General features: G+C 44.4%; 25 protein-coding genes and 1 pseudogene. 17 read left to right on the top strand and 9 right to left on the bottom strand.

Translation table 11 applies throughout. The annotated features are described in order from the left end of the window. Positions 1–37: 37 nt before the first annotated feature. The gene (locus H6G17_RS24805) at positions 38–217 is read right to left on the bottom strand and encodes a glycoside hydrolase 100 family protein (RefSeq protein WP_192161249.1); all 180 of its coding nucleotides are present in this window, start codon (positions 215–217) and stop codon (positions 38–40) included. Positions 218–403: 186 nt separating this feature from the next. On the opposite strand from H6G17_RS24805, the gene H6G17_RS24800 reads away from it, so the two are divergent. After that, on the top strand, positions 404–583 hold the full coding sequence (locus H6G17_RS24800; RefSeq protein ID WP_192161273.1) for a hypothetical protein: 180 nt from the start codon (positions 404–406) through the stop codon (positions 581–583). Positions 584–667: 84 nt separating this feature from the next. Here the strand turns inward: H6G17_RS24800 and H6G17_RS24795 are convergent, their stop codons facing one another. The 7 genes from H6G17_RS24795 to H6G17_RS24765 all read right to left on the bottom strand — a co-directional run bounded on the left by H6G17_RS24795 (position 668) and on the right by H6G17_RS24765 (position 9,453). Continuing rightward, positions 668–1,342 (bottom strand): response regulator transcription factor, encoded by a 675-nt coding sequence (locus H6G17_RS24795; protein ID WP_015155603.1) that lies wholly within the window; start codon positions 1,340–1,342, stop codon positions 668–670. Between the two features lie 231 nt (positions 1,343–1,573). After that, positions 1,574–4,300, bottom strand: a complete 2,727-nt coding sequence (locus tag H6G17_RS24790; RefSeq protein WP_192161248.1) for a glucosidase — start codon at positions 4,298–4,300, stop codon at positions 1,574–1,576. A gap of 171 nt (positions 4,301–4,471) precedes the next feature. Next, positions 4,472–5,548 carry a VOC family protein gene (locus tag H6G17_RS24785; protein WP_192161247.1) on the bottom strand — a complete coding sequence of 359 codons (1,077 nt, stop codon included), beginning with the start codon at positions 5,546–5,548 and terminating at the stop codon, positions 4,472–4,474. 17 nt (positions 5,549–5,565) lie between these two features. Beyond that, positions 5,566–6,882 carry a 2Fe-2S iron-sulfur cluster-binding protein gene (locus tag H6G17_RS24780; RefSeq protein WP_192161246.1) on the bottom strand — a complete coding sequence of 439 codons (1,317 nt, stop codon included), beginning with the start codon at positions 6,880–6,882 and terminating at the stop codon, positions 5,566–5,568. 45 nt (positions 6,883–6,927) lie between these two features. Beyond that, complete coding sequence (locus tag H6G17_RS24775; protein WP_192161245.1) at positions 6,928–7,710, bottom strand: aquaporin; 783 nt, start codon at positions 7,708–7,710, stop codon at positions 6,928–6,930. 215 nt (positions 7,711–7,925) lie between these two features. Further along, entirely contained in the window at positions 7,926–8,642 is a 717-nt protein-coding gene (locus H6G17_RS24770; protein ID WP_106547451.1) for an NAD(P)H-dependent oxidoreductase, read from the bottom strand. A 13-nt stretch (positions 8,643–8,655) separates the two neighbouring features. Beyond that, positions 8,656–9,453 carry a glucose 1-dehydrogenase gene (locus tag H6G17_RS24765; RefSeq protein WP_192161244.1) on the bottom strand — a complete coding sequence of 266 codons (798 nt, stop codon included), beginning with the start codon at positions 9,451–9,453 and terminating at the stop codon, positions 8,656–8,658. Positions 9,454–9,738: 285 nt separating this feature from the next. Between H6G17_RS24765 and H6G17_RS34800 the strand changes: the two are divergent. After that, positions 9,739–9,885: pseudogene (locus H6G17_RS34800) on the top strand (transposase); the annotation flags it as partial. A gap of 106 nt (positions 9,886–9,991) precedes the next feature. On the opposite strand, the gene H6G17_RS33580 reads toward H6G17_RS34800, so the two are convergent. Beyond that, complete coding sequence (locus H6G17_RS33580; protein ID WP_242038582.1) at positions 9,992–10,897, bottom strand: hypothetical protein; 906 nt, start codon at positions 10,895–10,897, stop codon at positions 9,992–9,994. Between the two features lie 595 nt (positions 10,898–11,492). Between H6G17_RS33580 and H6G17_RS24755 the strand changes: the two genes are divergently transcribed. From H6G17_RS24755 to H6G17_RS24690, 15 genes are all read left to right on the top strand, one after another. Then, complete coding sequence (locus H6G17_RS24755; RefSeq protein ID WP_192161242.1) at positions 11,493–12,077, top strand: Crp/Fnr family transcriptional regulator; 585 nt, start codon at positions 11,493–11,495, stop codon at positions 12,075–12,077. Between the two features lie 32 nt (positions 12,078–12,109). After that, the gene (locus tag H6G17_RS24750) at positions 12,110–12,439 is read left to right on the top strand and encodes a helix-turn-helix domain-containing protein (protein WP_192161241.1); all 330 of its coding nucleotides are present in this window, start codon (positions 12,110–12,112) and stop codon (positions 12,437–12,439) included. Beyond that, positions 12,432–12,860 carry an SRPBCC domain-containing protein gene (locus tag H6G17_RS24745; RefSeq protein WP_192161240.1) on the top strand — a complete coding sequence of 143 codons (429 nt, stop codon included), beginning with the start codon at positions 12,432–12,434 and terminating at the stop codon, positions 12,858–12,860. Before H6G17_RS24750 ends, H6G17_RS24745 begins: the two co-directional genes overlap by 8 nt. Positions 12,861–12,948: 88 nt before the next feature. Continuing rightward, on the top strand, positions 12,949–13,560 hold the full coding sequence (gene clpP / locus H6G17_RS24740) for an ATP-dependent Clp endopeptidase proteolytic subunit ClpP (protein WP_192161239.1): 612 nt from the start codon (positions 12,949–12,951) through the stop codon (positions 13,558–13,560). Between the two features lie 21 nt (positions 13,561–13,581). Continuing rightward, positions 13,582–13,959, top strand: a complete 378-nt coding sequence (locus H6G17_RS24735) for a nuclear transport factor 2 family protein (RefSeq protein WP_192161269.1) — start codon at positions 13,582–13,584, stop codon at positions 13,957–13,959. Between the two features lie 322 nt (positions 13,960–14,281). Then, positions 14,282–15,283: an AraC family transcriptional regulator gene (locus tag H6G17_RS24730; RefSeq protein WP_192161238.1), complete on the top strand. Its 1,002-nt coding sequence runs from the start codon at positions 14,282–14,284 to the stop codon at positions 15,281–15,283. A gap of 125 nt (positions 15,284–15,408) precedes the next feature. Beyond that, positions 15,409–18,057 carry a TonB-dependent siderophore receptor gene (locus H6G17_RS24725; RefSeq protein ID WP_192161237.1) on the top strand — a complete coding sequence of 883 codons (2,649 nt, stop codon included), beginning with the start codon at positions 15,409–15,411 and terminating at the stop codon, positions 18,055–18,057. A 19-nt stretch (positions 18,058–18,076) separates the two neighbouring features. Further along, positions 18,077–18,391, top strand: coding sequence for an ABC transporter substrate-binding protein (locus H6G17_RS32850; RefSeq protein ID WP_199316976.1), 315 nt, complete (start codon positions 18,077–18,079; stop codon positions 18,389–18,391). A gap of 38 nt (positions 18,392–18,429) precedes the next feature. After that, positions 18,430–19,047 (top strand): iron-siderophore ABC transporter substrate-binding protein, encoded by a 618-nt coding sequence (locus H6G17_RS32845; RefSeq protein WP_199316982.1) that lies wholly within the window; start codon positions 18,430–18,432, stop codon positions 19,045–19,047. Then, a complete protein-coding gene (locus tag H6G17_RS24715; protein ID WP_192161236.1) occupies positions 19,031–19,174 on the top strand; it encodes a hypothetical protein in 144 nt (47 codons plus the stop codon). The genes H6G17_RS32845 and H6G17_RS24715 overlap by 17 nt, the downstream gene beginning before the upstream one ends. Positions 19,175–19,337: 163 nt before the next feature. Beyond that, entirely contained in the window at positions 19,338–20,369 is a 1,032-nt protein-coding gene (locus tag H6G17_RS24710; protein ID WP_192161268.1) for an iron chelate uptake ABC transporter family permease subunit, read from the top strand. Beyond that, complete coding sequence (locus tag H6G17_RS24705; RefSeq protein ID WP_192161235.1) at positions 20,366–21,406, top strand: iron ABC transporter permease; 1,041 nt, start codon at positions 20,366–20,368, stop codon at positions 21,404–21,406. Before H6G17_RS24710 ends, H6G17_RS24705 begins: the two co-directional genes overlap by 4 nt. 168 nt (positions 21,407–21,574) lie before the next feature. Further along, positions 21,575–21,769: a heavy-metal-associated domain-containing protein gene (locus tag H6G17_RS24700; protein WP_192161234.1), complete on the top strand. Its 195-nt coding sequence runs from the start codon at positions 21,575–21,577 to the stop codon at positions 21,767–21,769. A gap of 35 nt (positions 21,770–21,804) precedes the next feature. Next, positions 21,805–24,129: a heavy metal translocating P-type ATPase gene (locus H6G17_RS24695; RefSeq protein ID WP_192161233.1), complete on the top strand. Its 2,325-nt coding sequence runs from the start codon at positions 21,805–21,807 to the stop codon at positions 24,127–24,129. A gap of 74 nt (positions 24,130–24,203) precedes the next feature. Beyond that, complete coding sequence (locus H6G17_RS24690) at positions 24,204–24,788, top strand: cupredoxin domain-containing protein (RefSeq protein WP_192161232.1); 585 nt, start codon at positions 24,204–24,206, stop codon at positions 24,786–24,788. The last annotated feature ends 132 nt before the right edge of the window (positions 24,789–24,920 follow it).

Below are 24,920 nucleotides of genomic sequence, written 5' to 3'. Positions count from 1 at the left end.
GAGTTCCTCTGAGCTAGAAAATAGGAGGGGTCAGCGGTTAGAACACGCAAGAAGTCACATTCGGGACTTCATCAAAACTAATCAGGACGAAGTGGTTAGGGTTTTCCAAAAGTGTTTTGGAAACCAGAAAAGCCGCGATCGTCCAAGTCTGATATTTTCTCGCTGCTTTACGGCGATCGATGCTTCTGGCAGAGATGGTGTCTTGATTGTGGCTCATAAAATAGGTCGAAAGATGATGAAACACTCAGAAAATTCACGTAAAAAGCTGATATATATATGAAAAATAGCTGAGGAGTTTCCGATCGATCTCTCATATCGAGATATTTCGTCCGCTAAATTGGCTTTCACGGCAAGAGAGTATACTTTTATTCATCAAGATTCGAGTCGTTAAGGATCGATTATCATGCAGCCTGAAGCACAGCAGGATGGAGTCAATATAGCCTTTGGGCATCCAAAACAGCGCGTTTTAGAGGTTTTATCCTCCCTTAGCTATCGGACTGGCGAACTAAGTAGCTACCTACTAGAAATTGTCCAAGGCGTGAGCGAACTAAAGAACTTTAGTTATAGGTTTAATGCCCGTTAAAAACCAACAATTATGTCGAGATACTACGCGGATGGACACAATTGTCAGCGTACAATTACCCGTAGCAAATTGTATCATTTGATATTACTCTCGCAATACATAGCCGACACCACGCACGGTGTGGAGCAGACGCTTTTCGTTGTTTTCTTCCAGTTTCAGGCGCAGGTAGCGAATATAAACTTCAATCACGTTGGAATCGCCTACAAAGTCATAACCCCAAACCTTTTCTAAAATTTGGTCTCTGGTAAATACCTGACGCGGATGGCTGAGGAGGTATTCTAGTAGATCGAATTCTTTGACAGTTAGCTCAATTGCTCGTTGACCGCGCAACACTTCGCGAGTTCGGCGATTCAAGCTTAAATCCTCAAATTGCATCAAATCTAAGTCTGGTTCGCTGGTACGGCGCAGATGGGCGCGAATTCGGGCAAGTAATTCCTCAATGCTGAATGGTTTAACTACGTAGTCATCAGCACCAGCATCCAATCCAGCAACGCGATCGCCTACCTCATCTCTTGCCGTTAATAAAATCACGGGGATCTTGTTGCCAGTAGCACGCAGACGACGACATAGTTCCACTCCGGTTAACCCTGGTAGCATCCAATCCAGAATTGCCAGATCGAAAGCTGACTCTCGTGCCAAAGTCAGTCCTGCCACACCATCGTGCGCTACGCTGACGCAATAACCTTCGCTGTTCAATTCCAGTTCCAGGAATCGAGCCAGTTTGACTTCATCTTCAACTAGGAGAATATGTGCTGTCACGGTCTTATTCCTAATCAATGATGTTTTGTTGCTGATGAGGAGTCACGAGCATCTGTTTCTTCCATCTCATCCATATTGCCACGCTACCCAATTCGAGCCGAAAAATAATAGCGATGTCTACTTGAGTAATTTTTCCATGAGACTTATTATCGCAACTCATATCTACACAGAAGTTATCCGATTTCCGTTCGAGTAGGGGCGATCGCAGTATGTAGAATATCTGCTACTAGTTTAAACTTCAATTTGCTCGTAAGCGGATAACTGGGGCGCTTTATCCCGTCCTTCATACTCGCCAAACTGCCCGATTAGCTTTGCGACTAAACCCGTCCATCCAGTTTGATGACTAGCACCAATTCCCGCGCCGTTATCGCCGTGGAAGTATTCGTAAAATAGAATCAAATCTTGCCAATAGGGATCGGTTTGGAACTTTTGGGTTCCACCATAAACGGGTCGATAACCAGATGTGTTTTTCAGAAAAATCTGAATTAACCTTTGGGATAATTCAGCAGCAACTTCCCACAAAGTCATCATTTGACCGGAACCCGTGGGGCATTCAACCTGGAAATCGTCTCCCAGATAATAATGAAACTTTTGTAGGGATTCAATCAGGAGAAAATTCACGGGAAACCAAACGGGACCGCGCCAATTAGAATTACCACCAAACAAGCCGCTACTAGACTCTGCCGGTTCGTAATCAACTCGAAATTGAGTGCCATTGACATGAAAAATATAGGGATGTTCGGCATGGTAGCGAGAGATTGCCCGAATGCCATAATCTCCCAAAAACTCAGTTTCATCCAGCATCTTTTGCAGAATTCGCCGTAGCCGATCGCGGTAGACAATTGCTAGCAATCTTCGCTCTCCTACTCCCTCAGATTTCATGCAAGCAATATTTTGAGTCAGATCGGGGCGATTTTGAATAAACCACTCCACTCGCTTTTTAAAGCCTGGAAGTTTTTGTAGCGTTTCTGGCTCGATGGTTTCTACCGCAAACAGCGGAATCAGCCCCACCAGCGATCGCACTTTCAAAGCAATCTGTTGCTCGTTAGGTAAATGCAAGACATCGTAATAAAATCCATCCTCCTCATCCCAAAGCGATGTTTTCATTTCGCCAATGTGGTTCATGGCATCAGCGATATAGAGAAAATGCTCGAAAAATTTGGTGGCGATGTCTTCGTATACAGAATTGGTTTGTGCTAGTTCTAAGGCGATCGCCAGCATATTCAAACAATACATCCCCATCCAACTCGTGCCATCGGCTTGATCGATATGTCCGCCCGTTGGGAGAACGGCACTGCGATCGAACACGCCAATATTATCTAATCCCAGAAATCCTCCTTGAAAGACATTTTTACCCTCGACATCTTTACGATTTACCCACCAAGTAAAATTGAGCATCAATTTCTGAAACACTCGCTCTAAAAAAGCGCGATCGCTGCGTCCGTAAATCTTTTGTTCGATTTTGTAGACGCGCCAAATTGCCCAAGCATGGACGGGTGGGTTAACATCTCCAAATGCCCATTCATAAGCAGGAATTTGCCCGTTCGGATGCATATACCATTCCCGCGTCATCACGTCTAATTGATACTTGGCAAAATCTGGGTCGATCGTTGCTAAAGGAATAGCGTGAAAGGCGAGATCCCAAGCGGCAAACCAAGGGTATTCCCACTTATCAGGCATAGAAAGAATATCGTCGCTGTAAAGGTGAAACCATTCATGATTTCTGGCTTTTTTGCGATCGGGCGGTGGTGGAGGTGCAGCCGGATCGCCCTTGAGCCAATCCTCAAGAATATAGTGGTAGTATTGCTTGCTCCAAAGCATTCCGGCAAATGCTTGGCGTTGCACGTTACGCATATCCTCGCCCAGTGGAAAGGGAGTTATGCGCTGATAAAATTCATCGGCTTCCCGCTTGCGGGTGGAAAAGATTGCATCGAATGCCGCAAATGGAGATCCCCCCAACCCCCCTTGAGAAGGGGAGCAAAGAGATATATCGCTTAGTCGCAATTTAATAATTTGAGTTTCGCCTGCACTGATAGTTAATAGATAATGAGCCGCAGCTTTAGTGCCAAATTGATTTGGGTTTACTGCCTCCTTTCGACCCTGCACGATGTAGTCATTAATGCCATCTTTTACGTAAGCAGAAGCATTAGGAAAATTAAATAATCGTTCGGTATTCGTTTCATTTTCTGTAAATAAAAGCTCCGTTTCCCCCTGACAATACAAATATCTTTTTCCCAAAGTGGGATGAAAAGCCGCGATCGCGCTTAAACCGTTACCAGATTCAATTTTTTGTAGAATCGGCTTGTTCTCGTCTTTAGTCCAAGACCAAGTGTTACGAAACCATAGTGTTGGTAAGATATGTAGCGTTTTCGCTTCTGCTCCTCTGTTAATTACCTGAATTTGAATCAGAATATCTTCAGCAGAATGCTTGGCATATTCGATAAAGACATCAAAGTAACGATTTTCATCGAAGATACCTGTATCTATTAGTTCAAGTTCTGGCTCTCTACGATTTCTTCGTTTATTTTCTTCCACTAATTGAGTGTAAGGAAATGCTTGATGCGGGTATTTGTACAGTGATTTCATGTAAGAATGAGTCGGGGTATTGTCAAGGTAAAAGTAATATTCTTTGACATCTTCTCCATGATTTCCTTCATTACCTGTCAGACCAAAAAGCCTTTCTTTGAGAATCGGATCTTCACCATTCCAAAGCGCGATCGCAAAACATAATCTTTGATGATTGTCGGAAATTCCAGCGATGCCATCTTCTCCCCAGCGGTAGGTACGCGATCGCGCTTGGTCGTGGGTAAAGTAGTCCCAGGCAGTACCATAAGAGCTATAGTCTTCGCGGACTGTACCCCATTGGCGATCGCTCAAGTATGGACCCCATTTGCGCCAGTGCGCTTCGTGCGTCAGGGCTGCTTTTAACCTAATTTCTTCTTGGGTTGGGTTGAGCATAATTAGTCTTCCTTAGAAAAGTGAAAAGTGAAAAGTGAAAAGTGAAAAATAAAAGCTGCGCTTAATTAACTACTAGTAGTTACCAAAATAATATTTAATATTTTGGTTGAAGAATTTTAGAAATGCGATTGCCCTGAATACAGGCTAAGCAAAAATTCTGAATTCACGCTGTTATTTTTCCACCAAACGTATGACGTGACCATCGGGATCTCGCACTAAAAACCCTTTTTTAAAGCCTAACATCTGCCCAGGAATGACTACGACACTAGGAGAAATAAACGTAGCTCGATGTCGTTGTAACTTTTGAGCTGTTGCTGCTGCATCTTTCACGACTAGTGTAGTTTGCCAATGCAATAAATCGTTAGGACGAGCATCAGTTGGGAAAGGTCGCCCATCTCTGGGGGTGAGGTATTCGAGAAACTCAATTCCAGGGGAAGCAAGGCGCGATCGCAAATTACTAATATGCAACCTTGCCCCAAATACGTTGTTGAGATACTCTTGTTCCGTACCGTAATTTTCACTTTCTCCCGCTAGCCTCATACCTAGGAGATCGCGATAGAATTTCAGGCTAGCTGCGGTGTTAGAAACAACGATCGCGGTGTGGTCAATGCCTAAAAATAGTTGGTTTGTCGGCTGTTGCCATTTTGGATCGCCTTTACCTAAGGGAAAATAAATAGCTTCTAGGTAATGACCATCTGGATCGCGAAAATAGAAGGCACGAATTCCTGCTGCTGCTTTGTTCCAGTCGGGGATGCGTTGCGGGGCAGTGGAGGCGTATTGTACTTTAAACTTGCGTAAATGTTGGTAAGCTTTATCCATATCGCTAACAGCGATCGCAATATGTTGAAACCAGCGATCGTGACTGCGCGAATCAACTGGAAATGGTTTGCCCTTGGGGGTGAGATACTCAGTTAGCTCGATAAATTCGCTACCTAGCTGCAACCGTACTACGCGCATTCGCACGCCAAACAATCCTTGTAATTGTTCGTATTGGGTTCCCAAAACTTCTACATCAGAGACTTTCTGGAAGGAAAGCACTTGAGAATAAAAGGCGATCGCCCGATCCATGTCTGCAACTGTCATGCCTACCGATTCTACAGTAGTCACATCTGACCGAGCTGGCTGGGTTACAGTCGAAGCTAGCCGATCGCTTGGCTGTGGATATACTTGAGTGTGAGTAGTAGCAATCGCGACAAATACACCAACTGCGAACAATATTCTGGCGATTTGAGTTAGTTGCTTAGTCATAACTGTAGTGCTACTTATCAAAGATCGAGGACAACTCTTGCCGTTTTAGGTTTGGAAATGCAGATCAGTACCGTACCCTCATCAATTTCTGCGGTTGGTGCTTCCTGATAAGTCACTTCGCCTGCTTGGATTTTGCACTGACAAGTACCGCAGATACCCGCACGACAACTATAGGCAGGATCGAGATCGTTAGCTTCGGCAAACTCTAGAATCGTTCCTTCGCCCTCGTGCCAAGTTAAGGTTTTGCCCGATTTAGCAAAAACAATTTCTGCTGCTGCAACTTCCTCATCCCCACTTGCGGTAGGAAGTTGTTTCTCGGACGTGGCTTTCATCGGTTTACCAAAAGATTCAAACAAGATGGAACTACTAGCTACTCCCGATTCCTGAAGTCCTGCCATCAGAGACTCCAGAAAAGCTGGAGAACCACAGAGAAAATACTCAGCCTCTTGCCTTACTAAGCTTTTAACCAGAGCTGCATCTACATAACCGATACCGTGATAATGTCCTTCATCTTCTACTCGCGGACGGCTGTAGCAAAAGTGTACGTGTAGGTTAAGATTCTGCGGCGCGATCGCCAATACTTCATCTCGAAATGCATGAAATCGACCATCTCGCGCTCCGTGCAAAAACCAAATTGGTCGGTTGGGATTGAGACGACTACAAGCTTTTACCATACTGAGCATGGGAGTAATTCCCACACCATTGCTAATGAGTACGGCTGGTAAAGACTTGTTGAGATCGAGAACAAATTTACCTTTGGGTGGTTTGGCTGGAACGATCGATCCCTCATGGATGCGATCGTGCAGAAAATTAGACGCGATTCCTGGTGGGACATCTAACCCTTGGGGAGCTGGTTCCCGCTTAATTGAAAGGCGATAGTATTCGCAAGGTTCGGGATAATCTGAGAGCGAATAGGTACGAATAATTGGTTTGGCTTGCCCAGGAATGTCTAGTTTGATGGTTAAAAACTGCCCTGGTTGAAAGCTAGGAATTTCACCGTTATCCTCTGGTTTGAGATAGAACGAGGTGATTTCCTCGCTCTCTTTTACCTTGCGAAAGACAACAAAATTGCGCCAGTCTTGCCAAGTTGTGCTAGCAGTTGTGGGTTGAGCGATCGGTACTTGTGTGCTTACTCTTCTACCAGCAACTAAACCAACCAAAACGCCGCCACTAGTTCCCAGTAATGAAGCATACACGCTCAATCTAGCTTTGTCTCTAATATTTACTAAACCAACGACTGCACCAGAAACAATAGTTGCGATCGCAAATGCCGCGCTTGCTCCCGTAACAGTTCTGAGGACGGGATTTTGAATTTGTCTAAGACTTGCAAGCATCAATTCTCTCCTAGTAGTCACTGGTCACTGGTCACTGGTCACTGGTTACTGTTCCCGATAGCCACAGCGAAAGATGCAGCGTTTGTGATTGTGGTGGTGGAGTTTGGCGCAGCGGACTGCTTTACGCCCTTTGAGGCGCACGTAAAGTTCGGCTGCTAGCAGCATCCCTAACAGTGGGGCAGTGAAATAAATCCAAATTGCCGTCCAAGTCTGCGCCCCAATTGCCGAAGCAAGGGTACGGGCGGGATTCATGCTCATACCTGATAATGGTGCTTCTACCGTGATGTAAGTTGCAACTAATAAGCCTGCAAATAGCCCAGTAAATCGAGCTAGTTTTGGGATATTCGATACAAATAGAATCGTCAGCATTATGCCAAAGGAAATTATTAGCTCGGCGCAGAAGGCAACACCTACACCAGCTTCCCCAGGAACAGTTACAACATAATTGACTGCTGGATCGGCGATCGCATCTCTCCATACCACTGCAACTAACCACAGCCCCAACAATCCGCCGACAAATTGCGCCACGATGTAGAAGAATGCATCCCATCGTTTAATCTTGCCCAAGCGCCAGAATGTAAATGTAACGACTGGATTGATGTGCGCTCCAGACTGCTTACCCCAAGGGGAATAGACGATCGCGATCGCGGTTAAACCCATTGCTATCCCAATAATGCAACGGCGTAATAACGGGTCGACAATTGCTTGTCGCAGCGGCGACGCTGGATACTCTAGCAAGGCTGTCACCACGCTGGCAGAAATCATAAAAATGCCAAGTCCCGCAGCTTCCATTAAATATTCGGGATAGTGACGGTAGAGAGCATTCATATCTAGCTAGTCAAAAGTCAAAATTCAAAGGGAGCAGGGAGCAGGGAAACCCATGTTTAAAAACATGGGATTGAAACATGGACTCCCAACTGTTTCGTGCGAGGCATCTCAACATAATTATTTTTTTTATTAGTGGGCTTGCGACCCACAACTAGAGTTTTTTTGTACAACCGAGAGCGAATCTGCTCGCTACTCTCTCTTTTGTCAAAAAATAATTAAGCAAGTAAACTGGCTTCTACTGCGTTCGTCTCACAAGATTGGCTAATTTGGAGAACGCTATCCATAGCATCAGTACCCATACGTGCAGCCATTTCAGGGCAGGGCTTATTTGCATGATGAATCGTGGCAACCTCTTCCTGCTGCTTATCCAAGCTCACCTGCGTGCGTCCGTACCTCAGCACGGTTGACATCCAAATTAGCTCTTGCATAAACCGCTCTAGGCGGCGGATATAAGTCGGTTTGTCCATTAAATTTCCAGACTCATCAAATAGCGTTTGGACGTTGCTAAAGTTGAGGTCGTAGAAAATTGTCACCAGTCCCAACTCGCGCATCACGGGCAGCAGATTCTGGATGACTCGCGTACCGCCAAATGGTCCAGCAGAAACGCCGCATAGCCCGACGGCTTTGTGAATGTATTCTTTCAGACAAGTATCGAGTACGTGTTTGAGCAAGCCTGGATAGCCGTGGTTGTATTCTGGTGCGACAATAATTAATCCATCTGCTCGCTCCATCGAGGCTGAAAACTGCGGGTCTTTGAGCGATTCACCAGCATCGTTCGTGGCGATTGCGATCGCTCGAACATCAATTAACTCAGTCTCTACACCATCCCTTACCGAAAGTTGCTCGACGATAAATTTAGCAACGTATTCGCTTTGACGACCTTGGCGGGGAGTACCAAGAATGACGGGAATAAATAGAGGTGAGTCTGACATGAATCGATTCTCCTTACTGCTCTTGATAATTCCAAAGCAAGCCACCATCGACAAAGAAAGTGCTACCCGTAACGTAGTCAGCATCGGGGGATGCTAAAAAGGCAACCAAAGAAGCAACATCTTGCGGTTGTCCCAAACGACCGAGGGGAATATTTTTCAACAATGCACCCAACTTTTGGGGGTTGTGCAAGAGCTGGGTATTGATTGGAGTTTCTATTGCGCCAGGTGCTACGTTATTAATTGTGATGCCCAAAGAACCTAGTTCGACTGCTAAGTTGCGAGTCAGCATTTTCATGCCACCTTTACTAGCACAATACGCCGTGAAGTTAGGAAATGGCAGTTCCTCATGCACCGAGCTGATATTGATAACTTTTCCAGATCTTTTAGTTTCAATTAGGTGTTGTACAAAAGTTTGAGTGGCAAAAAAGACTCCTTTCAAATTCACATTCATCACACTATCATAGTCAGCTTCCGTAATTTCCCAAAATGGAGCGTGTTTTTCAATTCCAGCATTATTGACTAAAATATCTACCTTGCCAAAATGCTCGATACTTTCGCCAATCAATTGACGTATCTCATGTACGCTACCTAAGTCTGCTTGAATCGTATATCCCTGGGAACTGGGGCATTGAGCCATGTAGCATCTACCACCAGCAGCTTGTACTTTTGCTAAGGTTTCTGCCGCTCCTTCTGGATGCGAGCGGTAGTTAATGACAACATCTGCCCCTTCTTGAGCAAGACGCACGACAATTCTCTGTCCGATTCCTTGACTACTACCTGTTACCAGGGCAACTTTACCTTCAAGTCTCATACAGTTCCTCCTTGAATAGATAGCAATTAGTTCTCAAGTGAGTGGCATAAGTAATAATCGATATCGTTCGTGGAAAGACCGAGCGAACTCATGACTAAATACGGATTGTTAAGTCATGCTTGAGCGATTTCATCATACGAAATTGCTCTAAGCAGCTTAAGTTCATTGTTGCTCGATTGACGAACTGATGAATGATAAATCTTTAAAAGCATCAGTTAGTAGAGCTGAGATTTTGGCTAGAAATTTATTATGTTTTTCTCAGTAAAATCTAATTTTTCCTGAATTATGCTGGGGCAAGCGATAGATGCAGGCGTTGGAGCAAGGTGGGTGGGCGCTGATGCACTGTATGGCACTGACCATCGGCTACGGCAATTTATTGAAGCGCGAGGACTACATTACGTATTAGCAGTAAATTGTGACCAAACAATTTGGGTAGATAAGAGCCAACACCCTTGTAGATGCAATTATGAGGAGAATAGAAGAGTCAGCGATCGCAACAAAACAGCATTTCTAAAACATTTAACGCCTGCGATCGATATTAATTTAGCTCTAGAGAAATATCCTTATGGCAACTGTATACTTGGTGAGCCTGATAAAACCATTCAAAGAATCTACTTAAACTTTGCTGTTTTCGTTGAACTTCAGCTTTGTTGTCAGCGCAACAATCAACTTCCTCTAAAAATACTTTAGTTGCGTGTAAGCATAAATGGCTAGCATCACGTAACTGTTGAAAATCAATGTTCTTTAGCTCTGATTGCCGATTACGAATAGCATTGAAGTAATTGATCCGAACGTCTAGCCAGCTACCTGGTGTAATCTTGTGTACCATTTGCCGCGCTGGATTGCTGAGAAAATCTAATCCCATTGATGCTGCACGTTGATTAGTCATATCAAATGTTTCTAAGTGCCACAAATCTGCTGTTAAGTTGGGAAGCTGGCAGTTGGTTGCTAGTAGTTCGGATTTAGACATAAAAGTCTTCAACCATTCACACAGCAGTGCTAACTCTAAATTATGAGAAACCGATTGTAATTGTGTTTCTATTCTTTCTACTAAAATATTAGCTTGGTCAATAGACTCAGAAACATATTTTTCAAAAATCTCACGTTCCGAGTTTTCTAATAAATATACGAGCGCGATCGCGGCTGAATACAAATGTTCGATTAAAACTTGACTGCCGACACGTTCGCGGTGTATTTCCAGTAGAACGTAAGAGTAATAGCTTTGAATCATTTTAGAAAATAAACTGACTATAGCTATAGTGTAAGGCTCGGTAGATATGTTAAAAATTGAGGCACTTAAAAGTTGAATATCTTGTAGATAACTATATAAAGTTTGAGCGGTTTGAAAAAAAGCATGACTGAAAGTCAGTTCGGTTTTATCAAGTGTATGGATCGGTGGTAAAGTAATTTTTTCTTCTGAATTACTAGAAAAGTTTTGTTGCATTTATCCTCCAAGTCATATTTGAGATTGCTGACAATACGAATAATTTTCCGATCGCGGACATGGTAAATTCTGATAGTATGTTTTTTTAGTAATACTCAACTCGATCGCGATCGCCCTACCTCTCCTTAATTCGCTAATACTAAAAAAAATGTCCGCTGACAGCTTTTTATCGCAATTTTGCTCGAAAGAACACAGGTTGTAGAAAAAACTTATTATTGAGCCACAACTTAAATAACTGAGACTGTTGCATCATGCTGCCTTATCTCCTTTTCCAGCTAACTGAGGTTAGCAGAGAGAGTTAAGTATGATTTTTGGTGCTACCACATCTATACTCCGGTCAAATTAAAATCTTGTCAATTCAGTGTTAGTGCCATCATTTGTCAATCTAGTAAAGTTCAGAAAAGTTCTGGAGTTGAAATTCTTTTCTATTAAGAAAGGTTTTTTTTAATAACAAACGTGGTTTGCCATACTGAATTTGCAGTAGCTTTTGTGGTGAATTTAGCCTGTAATCAGCAAATTAAGTTGCTTGCCTTGTTTGAGAATAAATGAATGCTATTCCTAGTAACTTGCATTAGTAGTTTATTGGTGTAAAGTGATGAGCTATGTCCAGCCTATTTATCGCAACCGAGATGATGTAACGATATCTCCAGCAATCTCAACTAGAATACAGTTTCAGCGCCGCGATCGCTTACCAGAAAATCAAGAAGTTTTATGGCAAATTGAATCTGGGATTGCCCGCAGCATTACTTGGAGTCAAGAGGGTGAGTTGGTTTGCTTGGGCTACTGGGGAGCGGGAGATGTTGTTGGACATGCACTATCACGAGTGCAGCCCTATGAAATCCACTGTCTGACAAATGTAGAAGTTAGTCGCTGGAACCGCAATCAGTGGGCGCAATTAACAGATGCGATCGTTCACCACCAGCAGCAAACAGAAGAACTACTGAGCATCATTCATATCAATCCCATATCGCAAAAATTGTGGCAGTTACTCGTGTGGTTGAGTCAAAAATTCGGTCGTAATGTTGATAACGGGCAGACGCTTGAGCTACCACTCACCCATCAGCAGTTGGCTCAGACGCTAGGTACGAGCCGAGTGACAGTGACTAGAGTTCTCCAGCAGTTAGAAGTAGAGGGAAAAATACGACGGCAGCGGCGGCGACTCGTTGTGACAACAACTTGACATGCAACCAAATAGTTGCATAAAATGTGAATATGGATGCAGTGTTTAAAGCTCTTGCCGATCCGAGTCGGAGAAAGTTGCTCGACCAGTTGTACGCTCATAATGGGCAAACATTAGGCGAACTGTGCGAACACCTTGACATGACACGGCAAGCCGTGACCAAACATCTCACGCTGTTAGAGGCAGCAAATCTCATTGTCATCGTCTGGCACGGGCGAGAAAAATTGCATTACCTCAATTCAGTACCGATTCAGGAGATTTACGATCGCTGGCTGAGTAAATACGAACGCCATCAACTAGAGGCTTTGAGTCAATTAAAGCGAAATCTCGAAGGAAACACCAAGGAGAGTAAACATGGATAAACCTACCTTCGTTTATGTGACCTATATTGCTACCACGCTCGAACAACTGTGGGAAGCCATAACTAGTGAAGCATTCACCCAGCAGTATTGGGAAGGCGGGCAACTTCAGTCTGACTGGCAGATGGGTTCATCCGTGCAGCAGATTGACAAAGATGGTGAGTCTGAGGACATTGGCGAAGTCTTGGAATCTCAGCCGCCATGCTTGCTCTCCTATACTTTCGGATCGTCCAACATTGTCGGATCTGTACCAAATCGCGTTCGCTTCGAGCTGGAGCAGTATGGAAGCACTGTGAAGTTAACGCTGATTCACGATCGCCTTGACATTCAAAGCTACATGAGCGTGAGCCGCAGATGGACTGCTAGCCTGTCCTACCTCAAGCGTCTGCTGGAAATTGAAGATGTATTAGCGTTAGTTGCTTGAAATTGTGTCGGTAATCGGTCATGGGTAATTGGAAGTCAATGAAATCTCCCATGACCTAGTCGTTTACTTCATTAGAGAACTCCACACTATGATTCCTACCGTAATTGAACAATCGAGTCGGGGGGAAAGAGCCTTCGACATTTACTCTCGCTTGCTGCGAGAACGGATTATTTTCCTAGCAGAAGCGATCGATTCAGATACAGCTAACCGAATTGTGGCGCAAATGCTATTTTTGGAAGCAGAAGATCCCCAAAAAGATATTTACCTATATATCAATTCCCCTGGTGGCTCTGTAGTGGCAGGTCTGGGAATTTATGACACGATGAACCATATTCGTTCAGATGTTTGTACGATTTGTTATGGTATGGCAGCCAGCATGGGCGCATTTCTGCTCGGTGCGGGTGCTAAAGGCAAGCGCAGCAGTTTGCCCAGTTCGCGGATTATGATTCATCAGCCATTGGGAGGGGCGCAGGGGCAAGCAGTAGATATCGAGATTCAAGCCAAGGAAATCCTCTACTTGAAACGCCAGATTAACCAGAGCATGGCTAACTATACAGGGAAATCCCCGGAGCAAATCGAGCAAGACACCGATCGAGATTTCTTTATGTCGGCACGGGAAGCGGTGGAGTATGGCTTGATCGATCGGGTTATCGAGCGCTCGACTCTGCCAATTCATCCCGAACTGGTAGCAACTAGATAGCTAATTCGTCTTGACAAAATGATGAGTCATCAAATTGAGCAGCAAATCGTTGAGGCAGAGGAAAGGCTCAGGCTAGCGATGCTTCATTCCGATGTGAAAGCATTAGATGCACTGCTGTCGCCTAGATTACTTTTTACAAATCACCTGGGGCATTTGGTAGGAAAAGAGGAAGATCTGGCGGGTCACAAATCTGGCGCTCTCAAACTCAACTCGCTGTCAGCTTCCGAGCAGCATATTTTGTTAGCAGGTGATGTGGCGATCGTCTCAGTTAGAGTGCAATTATCAGGTAGTTATAATGGCACACCTACAAATGGCATTTTTCGTTTTACTAGAGTTTGGTCGCAGTCTCAGGATGGGACTTGGCAGATTATAGCTGGGCATTCAGGCATAGTGTCTTAACGCTTTACTACTCCCTGCTCTCTGCTCCAATACGGTTCAGTTAAATGCGATCGATCCTCGAAGATCTGGACTTGCCCTCCTTCAAAAGGAGGGAATCATAGCCCCCCAATTGACAGCGGGGGGTTGGGGGGATCGTCTTATCTGAACCGTATTGCTCTCTGCTCCCTACTCCCTTGTTGGTCACTTGTCTTACAGTGAATATTGTGTTACAATTAAGATTATTTCTCATTTAACCAAAGGAACACAGCTAGCTGGAGTGTCCAACGTCAAGCCGATCTCCGCAACCTCGACTGTTTGATGATGAAATTATTCTCATTAAATCATGACAAAAATTCTTACAGATACCAGCTGGAATGAATTATGGCAAAAGACTTTCGATCGATCGAAGGATTTTGAAACGAGCGACCGGGGAAAAATTCCAAATGTCTGTAATACCTACGATTGGCAGGTAGAGTTACGCAGTGGGTTAACTCTTTCAATACATGAAGTAGAGCTGACTGAAGATATTGTATGGACTAGAGATAGATGGGATGATTCTCGATTCGGTTTGAGCTTTTTTCTCTCAGGAAAAGTGAGGATTGAGCGTCACAGCTTAACTGATGAAACTGATGAATCAGTAGGGAAATACTATTCAGAGTGTAACTGCGATTTTAAAGAAACTGAGTGGTGGAAAGCGGGAGAGAAATTTTCCCGAATTTACTTGGAAATCGAACCGCAGCAATTTTTTCAAAGTTTTGGCGTAGAAGATTTAGAACAGATACCGATTTACCTGCGCCAAGCTAAGATTAGCGATCGCGTACAACCTTACTACCAACAATGGGAAATTACACAACAAATGTGGATGGTGTTGTGTAACATCTTACAATGTCCCTATCAAGGCTTAATGAAGCGAATGTATCTGGAAAGTCAGGCGATGGAATTGATTACATTTCATTTCCAACAATTTCGGGAGCGGGAAATAGGCGATCGCCACTTTCCTACCAAGAATTTGAGCGATAGTGATAGAATTTATCAAGCCAAAGAAATTTTACTAAAAAACTTAGAAAGTCCACCCAGCTTAATAGATTTAGCACGGCAAGTAGGGCTGAACGAGTTTAAATTGAAGCGTGGGTTTCGGCAAGTTTTTGGGACATCAGCATTTAAATATTTGCACGACTATCGACTCGAACAAGCAAGGCAACTTGTAGCATTAGGAGACATGAATGTTGAAGAAGTAGCATTGAAAATAGGTTTTGATAGCCGCAGTTACTTTGCCTCAGCTTTCCGCAAAAAATTTGGCTTGAATCCCAAACAATACTTTCAGCATTGCCAAAAATCCCTCTAGCGTTCAAAAAAATCCTTCTAGCGTTCAAATTGGAAATACCGATCGCCTATTATACATACACTTCTAGTTTAGTTAGGAAGTTTTCCTAATACTATCCAACGGTGTGAGGGAATGTAGGTGGAGCGATGAAGGTAGATAAATTGTGTCAAAGTCTGCTGCTAACAAGTGCGATAACCCTAACGGGATGCTTCGCTTACGCTCTTTTGCTCGGCACTCCGGCAAAAGGTGATGAAGTAGGAGCGCAGATTCAAGAAGTTGACAAAAATATTTTACAACCAAACGAAATTAGACTTCCAACGACAAGCGCTCAAATGTTGGAATCGCCAACACCAACTAATCCACCTGCCATCTCGCCTAACCAAGAGGAGAAGGGGGGCGTTGTATCAATTACGGGAGTTGTAACGAATCCCACCGATAAAGGTGTAGAGATAATTCTGCAAACCACTCAAGGCAATGCACTTCAGCCTGTAACTCTGGTTTTGGGCAGAACGTATATTGCGAATATTCCCAATGCTGTATTAGCACTTCCCCAAGGAGAATTTCGTCAAGATAACCCTGCCAGCGGCATTACTCGCGTGGCTGTGACTCAAGCTACCGCTAATAGTATACGAGTCGCGGTGACGGGGGAAACAGCTTTGCCACAAGTGCAATTATCTGACGCTCCAAATCAGGGGTTGATTTTTAGCTTCACGCCAGGTACATCTGCTGCTCAGACTCCGCCACCACTGGGTGAAACCCAACCAGAAAAACCAACGGCGCAAACTGACGAGCAGGAAATTGTAGTAACAGGGGAGCAAGATGGCTATCTCGTCCCCGATACCAACGTGGGGACAAGAACCGATACGCCTTTGCGCGATATTCCCCAATCGATTCAGGTTATCCCGCAAGAAGTGATCCGCGACCAAGGAGCCGACGTATATTCTGCGTTGAGAAACGTTGCCAGCATTCGACAAAACAACCCTTCTAGCTTTACCTCAATTCGGCTAACCAATCGAGGCTTTTTTATCAATGATTTCTTTGGCAATACCCTGAGAAACGGAATCAAAGACGTTGGTGCTACTATTGGGGCTGAACTCGCCGGAATTGAGAGAATCGAAGTCTTTCAAGGCCCCGCATCCGTGCTGTTTGGTAACGCACCTCCAGGTGGGTCAATTAATTTGATAACTAAACAACCACTCAGCGATCCCTACTATTCGGTTGAAGCAAATATTGGGAGTTATGATTTTTATCGCGGTGCAGTAGATATATCTGGATTGCTAGATACTGACAAGAAAGTTGCGTATCGACTGAATACAGCTTATAAAACTCAGAACTTTTTTCATGACTTCTCTGAACGCAAGGTTTTTGTGATTGCTCCAGTTGTCAGTTTTGAAATTGGAGAGAACACGAAGTTAACACTCGAAGCAGACTATGTAAATTCAGAAACTGATGGCTTTTTCCTCGGTTTACCCTTGATCGGCACTGTACTCCCCAATCCAAACGGCAAAATACCCCGTAACCGCAATCTCAACAAAACATATGAAAGTAGAGATTCGGCTTTTAGGATTGGATACGCATTAGAGCATAAGTTTAGTCATAACTGGTCGCTACGAAATACTTTTCGATATGGAGATGTTAGTATTCAATATAAGGGTGATGGAGTTCCTACTGGACTTTTATCTGACAATCGGACTGTAACCAGAGGATTTTTTGAACCTTCAGACGATCTATATTCTGAGTACAACCTCCTAACTGACATTATTGGAAAGTTTTCAACGGGATCGATCGAACATCAACTACTATTTGGAGTCGATCTAAGAAGACTAGACAGAAACTTTCAGTCAATTAGTAGAGTTGGTGCGCCAATTGATGTATTTAATCCTGTTTATGGTCAACCACCAGGAGCAATTACGTCTATAACTGATACCAATACCCTCACAGATCAACTTGGTATCTACATACAAGATCAAGTGACCATAGCAGAAAACTTAAAATTGCTTTTGGGAGTTCGATTTGATACTTTTAAACAAGACAATCAAAACCGTATTACTAATCTTGAAACAAGTCAATCAGGTGATTCATTTAGTCCTCGTGTAGGGATTGTATACCAGCCAATTCCACCCATTTCGCTCTATGCTAGTTACAATGAATCATTTAATCCAGTGATTGGTACAGCTTTTGATGCCAGCACATTTGAGCCAGAACAGGGAAAACAGTATGAAATTGGAGTCAAGGCAGATTTAACCGATCGGCTTTCTGCTACTTTAGCTTTCTATGACTTGACTCGTAGCAATCTCTTGACGACTGATAATAGACCTGGAATACCACTGGGCTTTTCTATCCAAACAGGTGAACAGCGTAGCCAAGGAATTGAATTTAACATTGCAGGCGAAATCCTGCCTGGATGGAATGTTTTTGCTAGCTATGCTTACACGGATCTTCGCGTTACAAAAGATAATATTCTTCCCATTGGTAGCAGTTTGAATGGTGTAGCGAAGAATGCTGCTAGTCTATGGACAACTTATGATATTCAAAACGGCAAATTACAAGGTTTAGGATTTGGTTTGGGACTATTTTATGTTGGAGATCGTTCAGGATTTCTTGACAATACCTATGAATTACCAGGCTACTTAACGACTGACGCTGCTATTTATTACAAACAAGACAGACTTCGTGCGGCACTGAATTTTAGAAATCTATTTAACGTGGATTACTTTGAAAATTCTTTCGGTAGATTACGTATTTCCTATGGCGCGCCTTTCACAGTACAAGGAACTATTTCATGGGAGTTTTAACAAGTTGAGATTAATAAAATTGTCCTGGCATAAGTTTACTTATTTATTACTTTTAGGATTCTCAACGTTTATATTTGCTACAGCTTGTAGTGTGGGCATAAATAACCATGCTACAAGTTTGTTGCAACCCCTGAAAGACTGTCGATTGATACAGCATGTAGTGGGAAAAACCTGTATTCCTAAAAATCCTAATCGCATTATTACAGTCTCTCAATTTACCTTGGGTAATCTTCTTGTCTTGGGTCTTTATCCCATTGCTGGTGCTTTAGCCTTGACTGATTTAAATGGTTTTCCTAGCTACTTAGAACCTTACACAAAAAACATAGCAATTTAGGCAACCAATATCAGCCTAGTCTAGAGAAAATAGCTTTATTGCAACCCGATCTAATCTTAGGTTGGGAACCTATCCGCAAAATTTATCCTCTGCTTTCTCAAATTAGTCCGACAGCTCTTGTCACTTGGAAAGGTACATCATCTTGGAAAGAACACTTTCAATTTCTATCTCGAGCATTAGGGAAAGAAGAAGAATATCAAAAAGCTTGGAGAAACTATTTTCAAAAAATCAAGGAACTGAAAATAGCTTTAAGCGATCGATATAAAAACAAGGAAATATCTATTGTTTCTTTTGGTAGCAGCTACGGAATTATAAGTTGGGTTAAAAGTTCATTTCCTGGTTCAATTCTGAATGACATTGGATTGCACCAACCAAAAGCACAAGATGTTATCTTACCTCGTGGCGATCGCATTTATGGTATTTCAGAGGAAAGGCTACAAGAAGTAGATGGCGACATTCTCTTCATCTTAACTCTGAGAGAGCGTGACAGTAAAAAGTTGGAACAACTGCAAAACAAGCCACTTTGGAAAACGCTCAAAGCTGTCCGAAAAGGGCAAGTATACACTGTAGACGTGTTAACCTGGCTTGGATCAAACCTGCTTGCTGCTGATGCTGTGATTGACGATCTCTATAAATATCTTGTCAACACACCCTAAATCTACACCCGATCGCACACTATTTATCTACAAAGAGGAGCGATCGCTCCTCCGAGGAATCACCAGCAAATCAAACCGCTCAGGAATTGTCAAGTCGTCGAGCAGGGCGATCGCGAAGACTTACTAGCACCTAATGGCATTTATGCTAGTCTTTGGCGCGTGCAGTCTGGAAGTATTTGACGCTCTTTGGGTCATTTATCTGTAGAATTATTGTCAATAGTTTGCAATTAGCGTTCAAATTCTGGATCGATAAAGCTAGAACTACGCATTCACGATGACTAAAATTGACAATAACAAAAGCGATCGCCAGCTCACCTAAAGGATCGAACAAGCCAAAACTATCGCCCTTGGCTGGTCTAATTGTCGAGTTAGCAATCCTGCTCATTTGCTTTTTATATAGCATCAGTTTAGGCGCAGCAGAAATATCTCTAGCTGAGATTTTGGCATCTTTTACTGCCTTTGATGGCTCCTACAATCATCCGATCGTCCAAACCGTCAGATTACCACGATCGCTAATGGCGTTGCTCGTTGGTTCGTCGCTTGCAGTATCGGGAGCGTTAATGCAAGGCTTGACGCGCAACCCTTTGGCTGACCCAGGGATTTTGGGGATTGAGTCAGGCGCAGCACTAGCTGTCGTGGCGACAATTTTTCTGTTTGGCAGTTCTAGCCTGAGCGTTTTAACTCTTGCTGCCATGCTAGGTGCAGCAGCCACGGCAATTTTGGTTTACTTTCTTGGTTCTCTGGGACGAGGAGGGGCAATCCCTCTGAATCTCACTGTAGCAGGTGCGGCGCTGACGGCTTTGATTTCTTCTCTGACTACGGCAATCCTGATTGTCAGCCAACAAACCCTAGAAGAAATTAGATTTTGGTTAGCTGGTTCACTGGCAGGACGCGATACTGACATTCTGTTGCAAGTACTACCTTTTATCGGGGTGGGATTAATTGTTGCTTTTGCTTTGGGTAGACAAATTACGACGATGAGCCTGGGTGAAGATGTGGCAAAAGGCTTAGGTCAACAGACAGCTTGGGTCAAAATTGTTACGGCGATCGGCGTGGTTTTACTGGCAGGAAGCTCAGTCTCGCTAGCCGGACCAATTGGCTTTATTGGCTTAGTCGTTCCCCACATCGTCAGATTTTACATTCCCACCGATTATCGTTGGATTTCACCTTATTGTGCCGTTGTGGGGGCAACTTTACTCTTAGTGGCAGATCTAGCAGCGCGTGTCTTGCTCAAGCCGCAAGAATTACCCGTAGGGGTGATGACAGCACTTGTTGGCGCTCCTTTTTTTGTCTACTTGGCTAAGTCAAAGGTGAAGAAATGAAGTTAGATTGGCTAGTCATCCGCTCGCAGTCGCTCTCCTTTCGACTCGATCGCCGCGTTCCACCAATGTTATTGTGTCTAGGGGCGATCGCATTGGTGAGGATGGTGATAAATGTAGGACGGGGTGAATATCCGATCGCGCCGTTAGATATCGTTAAAACTCTGTTGGGTTTGGATACGGGAAACCCAGACCATAATTTCGTAATTAACGTCCTACGTCTACCCCGCACGCTGGTTGCTTTCATGGTAGGTGTAGCATTTGCCATTTCCGGCACGCTCTTTCAAAGTTTGACCCGCAATCCTTTGGCTGACCCTAGCATTATTGGCATCAATGCAGGGGCGAGTTTTGCAGCCGTGACGGTTATTGTCCTATTTCCGGCAGCACCCATTTACACCTTGCCCTTATCAGCTTTTGCTGGTGCTTTACTAATGGCTGTTTTAATTTACTCGCTGGCTTGGAACAACGGTAGTTCGCCGATTCTGTTAATTTTAATCGGCGTTGGTTTATCGGCGATCGCTGGTGCTTTCACCAGCTTACTGATTACGTTTGGGCAAATTTCTGATGTGAGTAATGCTTTGGTTTGGTTAGCTGGCAGCGTCTACGGACGAACTTGGGAACAAGTATTTTCCTTCTTGCCTTGGTTAATTATTTTCGTACCGCTAGCGTTGACAAATTCTAGACATTTGAATGCATTGAACTTGGGAGATGATATCGCCAAAGATCTAGGCAGTCGCGTAGAATGGCAGCGTGGAATGCTAGTGCTAGTCGGTGTAGCCTTGGCAGGTGCAGGAGTCGCTACAGCTGGCACGATTGGTTTTGTTGGTCCGATCGCAACTCATTTAGGCAGACAGTTGATAGGGGCAAATCATCAAGGGTTAATTCCAACTGCGGCATTGTTAGGAGGAGCGATCGTTATTTTGGCAGATTTACTAGGGCGAACTCTATTTGCACCGCTCGAACTGCCTTGTGGAGTAGTGACTGCGGTTGTTGGCGCTCCTTATTTTCTCTATTTATTGATTCGCCATCGGCAAAAATAAAGCTGATGAAAGGCAGGAGTGCCGCAGCAAACAAAGACACTGATATGAGTTGATACTTACCTCAATTCATACCTCATAGTATGCAACGCCGAAATTTTTTCTCCCCCTTGACTCTCTAGTTAACTAGAGAATTCACAATAGATTTAGTCACGTTATGGAGTTGAGCAAATGTCAATCCAGCTCAAAGTTCCCAAACTCGCTTGCGCTGCTTGTGTCGATGCTGTAACTCAAGCAGTGAAGAAGGTTGATGCAACGGCAAAAGTAGAAGCCGATCCGAAAACAAAAATGGTCAGTATTGAGACGCAACGATCGGCAGCAGAAATTGAAAATGCGATCGCTGCTGTAGGCTATCCTACGGCTTAAGCAGCAATTGGTTACCAATAAAAAGTAATCGCCATATGGATAACATCACGCTGAAACTAAAAGGCATGAGTTGTGCCTCTTGTGCTAACAACATTGAAGCCGCGATTCGCTCTGTTCCTGGGGTGAGTCATGCCAGCGTTAATTTTGGTGCAGAACAAGCTACAGTCACTTACGATCCTGACAAAACAGATGTGGCGACGCTGCAAAATGCGGTTGACGCAGCCGGATATGCCGCTCAGCCGATGCAAGAAGATGTGTTGGCAGCAGATGACGATGCCGAACGTCGGACGCGGCAGGTAGAAAATCGAGACTTAACTCGTAAGGTTTGGACTAGCGGGATTATTAGTGCAGTGCTGGTCATTGGGTCGTTGCCTGCTATGACGGGGTTATCTATCCCCTTCATCCCCATGTGGCTGCACAATCCCTGGCTGCAACTGATCCTCACGGCTCCGGTGCAGTTCTGGTGCGGTGCATCCTTTTATGTCAATGCCTGGAAAGCTTTCAAGCGCCATACAGCCACGATGGATACTCTAGTGGCGATCGGTACGGGTGCGGCTTACTTATATTCCCTGTTTCCCACCTTCTTTCCTGGGTGGTTTATCGCTCAGGATTTGAACCCAGACGTTTACTACGAAGCCGCCGCTGTCATCATTACCTTAATCTTGTTGGGAAAACTGCTAGAGAATCGCGCTAAGGGACAAACCTCAGAAGCAATTCGCAAACTAATCGGCTTACAGGCAAAAACAGCGCGCGTCATTCGCAACGATCGCGAGGTGGATATTCCGATTGCTCAAGTTGTTTTGGGGGATGTCATCCTGGTTCGTCCCGGGGAAAAGATTCCTGTGGATGGAGAAATTATTGATGGCTCCTCCACGATTGATGAGTCAATGGTGACGGGTGAAAGCTTGCCTGTGAAAAAGCAGCCTGGAGATGAAGCAATCGGCGCTACGATCAATAAAACTGGCAGCTTTAAATTTCGGGCAACACGAGTTGGTAAAGATACATTTTTGGCGCAAATTGTCAAGCTCGTACAGCAAGCTCAGGGTTCTAAAGCACCGATTCAACGTTTAGCAGACCAAGTGACGGGATGGTTTGTACCTGCGGTGATTGCGATCGCGATCGCTACCTTTGTCATCTGGTTTAACATCATGGGTAACCTGACGATGGCATTGATTACCACCGTTGGAGTGTTGATTATCGCCTGTCCCTGCGCTTTGGGTTTAGCCACACCAACCTCAATTATGGTAGGAACGGGTAAAGGTGCGGAAAATGGCATTCTGATTAAAGGTGCAGAAAGTCTAGAATTGGCGCACAAACTGCAAGCGATCGTGCTTGACAAAACGGGTACGATTACGCGAGGCAAGCCAACTGTCACCGATTTTGTCACGGTTAACGGAACGGCACATGGCAACGAGCTAAAACTCTTGCGCCTAGCTGCTGCTGTCGAACGCAATTCAGAACATCCTTTGGCTGAAGCGGTGGTGCAATACGCCTCTTCTCAAGGAGTAGAATTGACCGACGCACGAGAATTTGCAGCGGTTGCAGGTAGTGGCGTGCAAGGATACGTAGGCGATCGCCGCGTACAAATTGGCACGCAGCGCTGGATGCAAGAATTGGGAATTAACACTAGCCAATTACAGCCACAGTGGGATCGACTGGAGTATCTCGGTAAAACAGTCATTTGGATTGCTGTAGACGGCACAGTCCAAGCCATTATGGGAATTGCGGATGCCGTCAAACCATCTTCTGCTGCTGCTGTACGCACTATGCAACAGATGGGATTAGAGATAATAATGCTGACTGGTGACAACCGCCGCACGGCGGAAGTTATTGCGCGGGAAGTCGGGATTAACCGAGTCATGGCAGAAGTTCGTCCCGATCGCAAGGCTGAGGTTGTTAAGTCTCTGCAATTAGAGCAGCAGGGGGACAATTCAAAATTCAAAATTCAAAATTCAAAATTCAAAATTTCCCGACTCCTGACTCCCAAAATTGTCGCAATGGTTGGCGATGGAATTAACGATGCACCAGCCTTGGCGCAGGCGGATGTGGGAATTGCTATCGGTACGGGAACGGATGTGGCGATCGCCGCTAGCGATATTACATTGATTTCTGGTGATTTACAAGGCATCGTCACCGCAATTCAACTCTCGCGCGCCACGATTCGCAATATCAGACAAAATCTGTTTTTTGCTTTCATCTACAACGTGGCTGGCATTCCAATCGCCGCAGGTATTCTCTTTCCTTTCTTTGGTTGGTTGCTCAGTCCGATTATTGCAGGTGCGGCAATGGCATTTAGTTCTGTTTCAGTAGTGACAAATGCACTGCGTCTGCGTAACTTCCATCCGAAAACTGCGCGCTAAATTAATGATGCTGAAGAACGTGCAGAATTTAGTTTTCTTTTAGAAGCCAGGAGCAGTTGTATAGGAGGTTTTCAATGGTAAGCAAAACTGCGATCGTAGGTGGTATTGCGAGTATAGGATTGGCATTAGGCATTGCTTCGGGACAAGCAGTGGCACAAATGTCTTATGAAGGGATGCAACGCTCCGAAACAGAACAAAGAAGTCAGTTTCGCCGGATCGAACAACCGCTATGGTTAAAAGGTGCAGTGACAGTTGGTGGTTTGGGATTAATTGGACTAGAGTTGTGGTGGTTTCTGCTCAGCCAGCCCAAGTCACACAAAGCCAAGACGAGTCAAGGGATTCAGGCAGTCGAGATTGCTGTTGATGGTGGGTACGAACCCAGTAGAGTTGTGGTAAAAGCAGGTCAAAGAGTCCGACTCAACTTCCACCGTACAGATCCCAGCAGTTGCCTCGAAGAAATCCGATTTCCTGACTTTCATATCGCCCAGAATCTCCCCCTCAACCAAGTCACACCCATCGAGTTCACGCCGGACAAACCAGGGACTTATACTTTCACCTGTGGCATGAATATGTTTCGAGGAGTCGTCGAAGTTCAACCTGCCGATTCTACTTTTGTTGCCAGCTTAACGCCTGTTGCCCCATCTACTACTGTCAAATAACTGCTTTGAACGGCTCGAACTCATCATGCATTAGCCCGACACAAATTTTATTGCTTTCAATGAGAAATATCATCATTAAAGTTTGAAGATGTTCTTGTTGGGCAAAAGAATTTCGGTCTGTCAAACGCTAGT

It is taken from the genome of Chroococcidiopsis sp. [FACHB-1243] (assembly GCF_014696895.1).
Taxonomy (GTDB): Bacteria; Cyanobacteriota; Cyanobacteriia; order Cyanobacteriales; family Chroococcidiopsidaceae; genus Chroococcidiopsis.
This window is presented reverse-complemented; position numbering and strand designations above follow the sequence as displayed.

Coding starts and splice junctions, on each gene's coding strand:
- H6G17_RS24805 (WP_192161249.1), bottom strand. CDS start 217: ATGAGCCACAATCAAGACACCATCTCTGCCAGAAGCATCGATCGCCGT.
- H6G17_RS24800 (WP_192161273.1), top strand. CDS start 404: ATGCAGCCTGAAGCACAGCAGGATGGAGTCAATATAGCCTTTGGGCAT.
- H6G17_RS24790 (WP_192161248.1), bottom strand. CDS start 4,300: ATGCTCAACCCAACCCAAGAAGAAATTAGGTTAAAAGCAGCCCTGACG.
- H6G17_RS24785 (WP_192161247.1), bottom strand. CDS start 5,548: ATGACTAAGCAACTAACTCAAATCGCCAGAATATTGTTCGCAGTTGGT.
- H6G17_RS24780 (WP_192161246.1), bottom strand. CDS start 6,882: ATGCTTGCAAGTCTTAGACAAATTCAAAATCCCGTCCTCAGAACTGTT.
- H6G17_RS24775 (WP_192161245.1), bottom strand. CDS start 7,710: ATGAATGCTCTCTACCGTCACTATCCCGAATATTTAATGGAAGCTGCG.
- H6G17_RS24770 (WP_106547451.1), bottom strand. CDS start 8,642: ATGTCAGACTCACCTCTATTTATTCCCGTCATTCTTGGTACTCCCCGC.
- H6G17_RS24765 (WP_192161244.1), bottom strand. CDS start 9,453: ATGAGACTTGAAGGTAAAGTTGCCCTGGTAACAGGTAGTAGTCAAGGA.
- H6G17_RS33580 (WP_242038582.1), bottom strand. CDS start 10,897: ATGCAACAAAACTTTTCTAGTAATTCAGAAGAAAAAATTACTTTACCA.
- H6G17_RS24755 (WP_192161242.1), top strand. CDS start 11,493: ATGAGCTATGTCCAGCCTATTTATCGCAACCGAGATGATGTAACGATA.
- H6G17_RS24750 (WP_192161241.1), top strand. CDS start 12,110: ATGGATGCAGTGTTTAAAGCTCTTGCCGATCCGAGTCGGAGAAAGTTG.
- H6G17_RS24745 (WP_192161240.1), top strand. CDS start 12,432: ATGGATAAACCTACCTTCGTTTATGTGACCTATATTGCTACCACGCTC.
- clpP (WP_192161239.1), top strand. CDS start 12,949: ATGATTCCTACCGTAATTGAACAATCGAGTCGGGGGGAAAGAGCCTTC.
- H6G17_RS24735 (WP_192161269.1), top strand. CDS start 13,582: ATGAGTCATCAAATTGAGCAGCAAATCGTTGAGGCAGAGGAAAGGCTC.
- H6G17_RS24730 (WP_192161238.1), top strand. CDS start 14,282: ATGACAAAAATTCTTACAGATACCAGCTGGAATGAATTATGGCAAAAG.
- H6G17_RS24725 (WP_192161237.1), top strand. CDS start 15,409: ATGAAGGTAGATAAATTGTGTCAAAGTCTGCTGCTAACAAGTGCGATA.
- H6G17_RS24705 (WP_192161235.1), top strand. CDS start 20,366: ATGAAGTTAGATTGGCTAGTCATCCGCTCGCAGTCGCTCTCCTTTCGA.
- H6G17_RS24700 (WP_192161234.1), top strand. CDS start 21,575: ATGTCAATCCAGCTCAAAGTTCCCAAACTCGCTTGCGCTGCTTGTGTC.
- H6G17_RS24695 (WP_192161233.1), top strand. CDS start 21,805: ATGGATAACATCACGCTGAAACTAAAAGGCATGAGTTGTGCCTCTTGT.
- H6G17_RS24690 (WP_192161232.1), top strand. CDS start 24,204: ATGGTAAGCAAAACTGCGATCGTAGGTGGTATTGCGAGTATAGGATTG.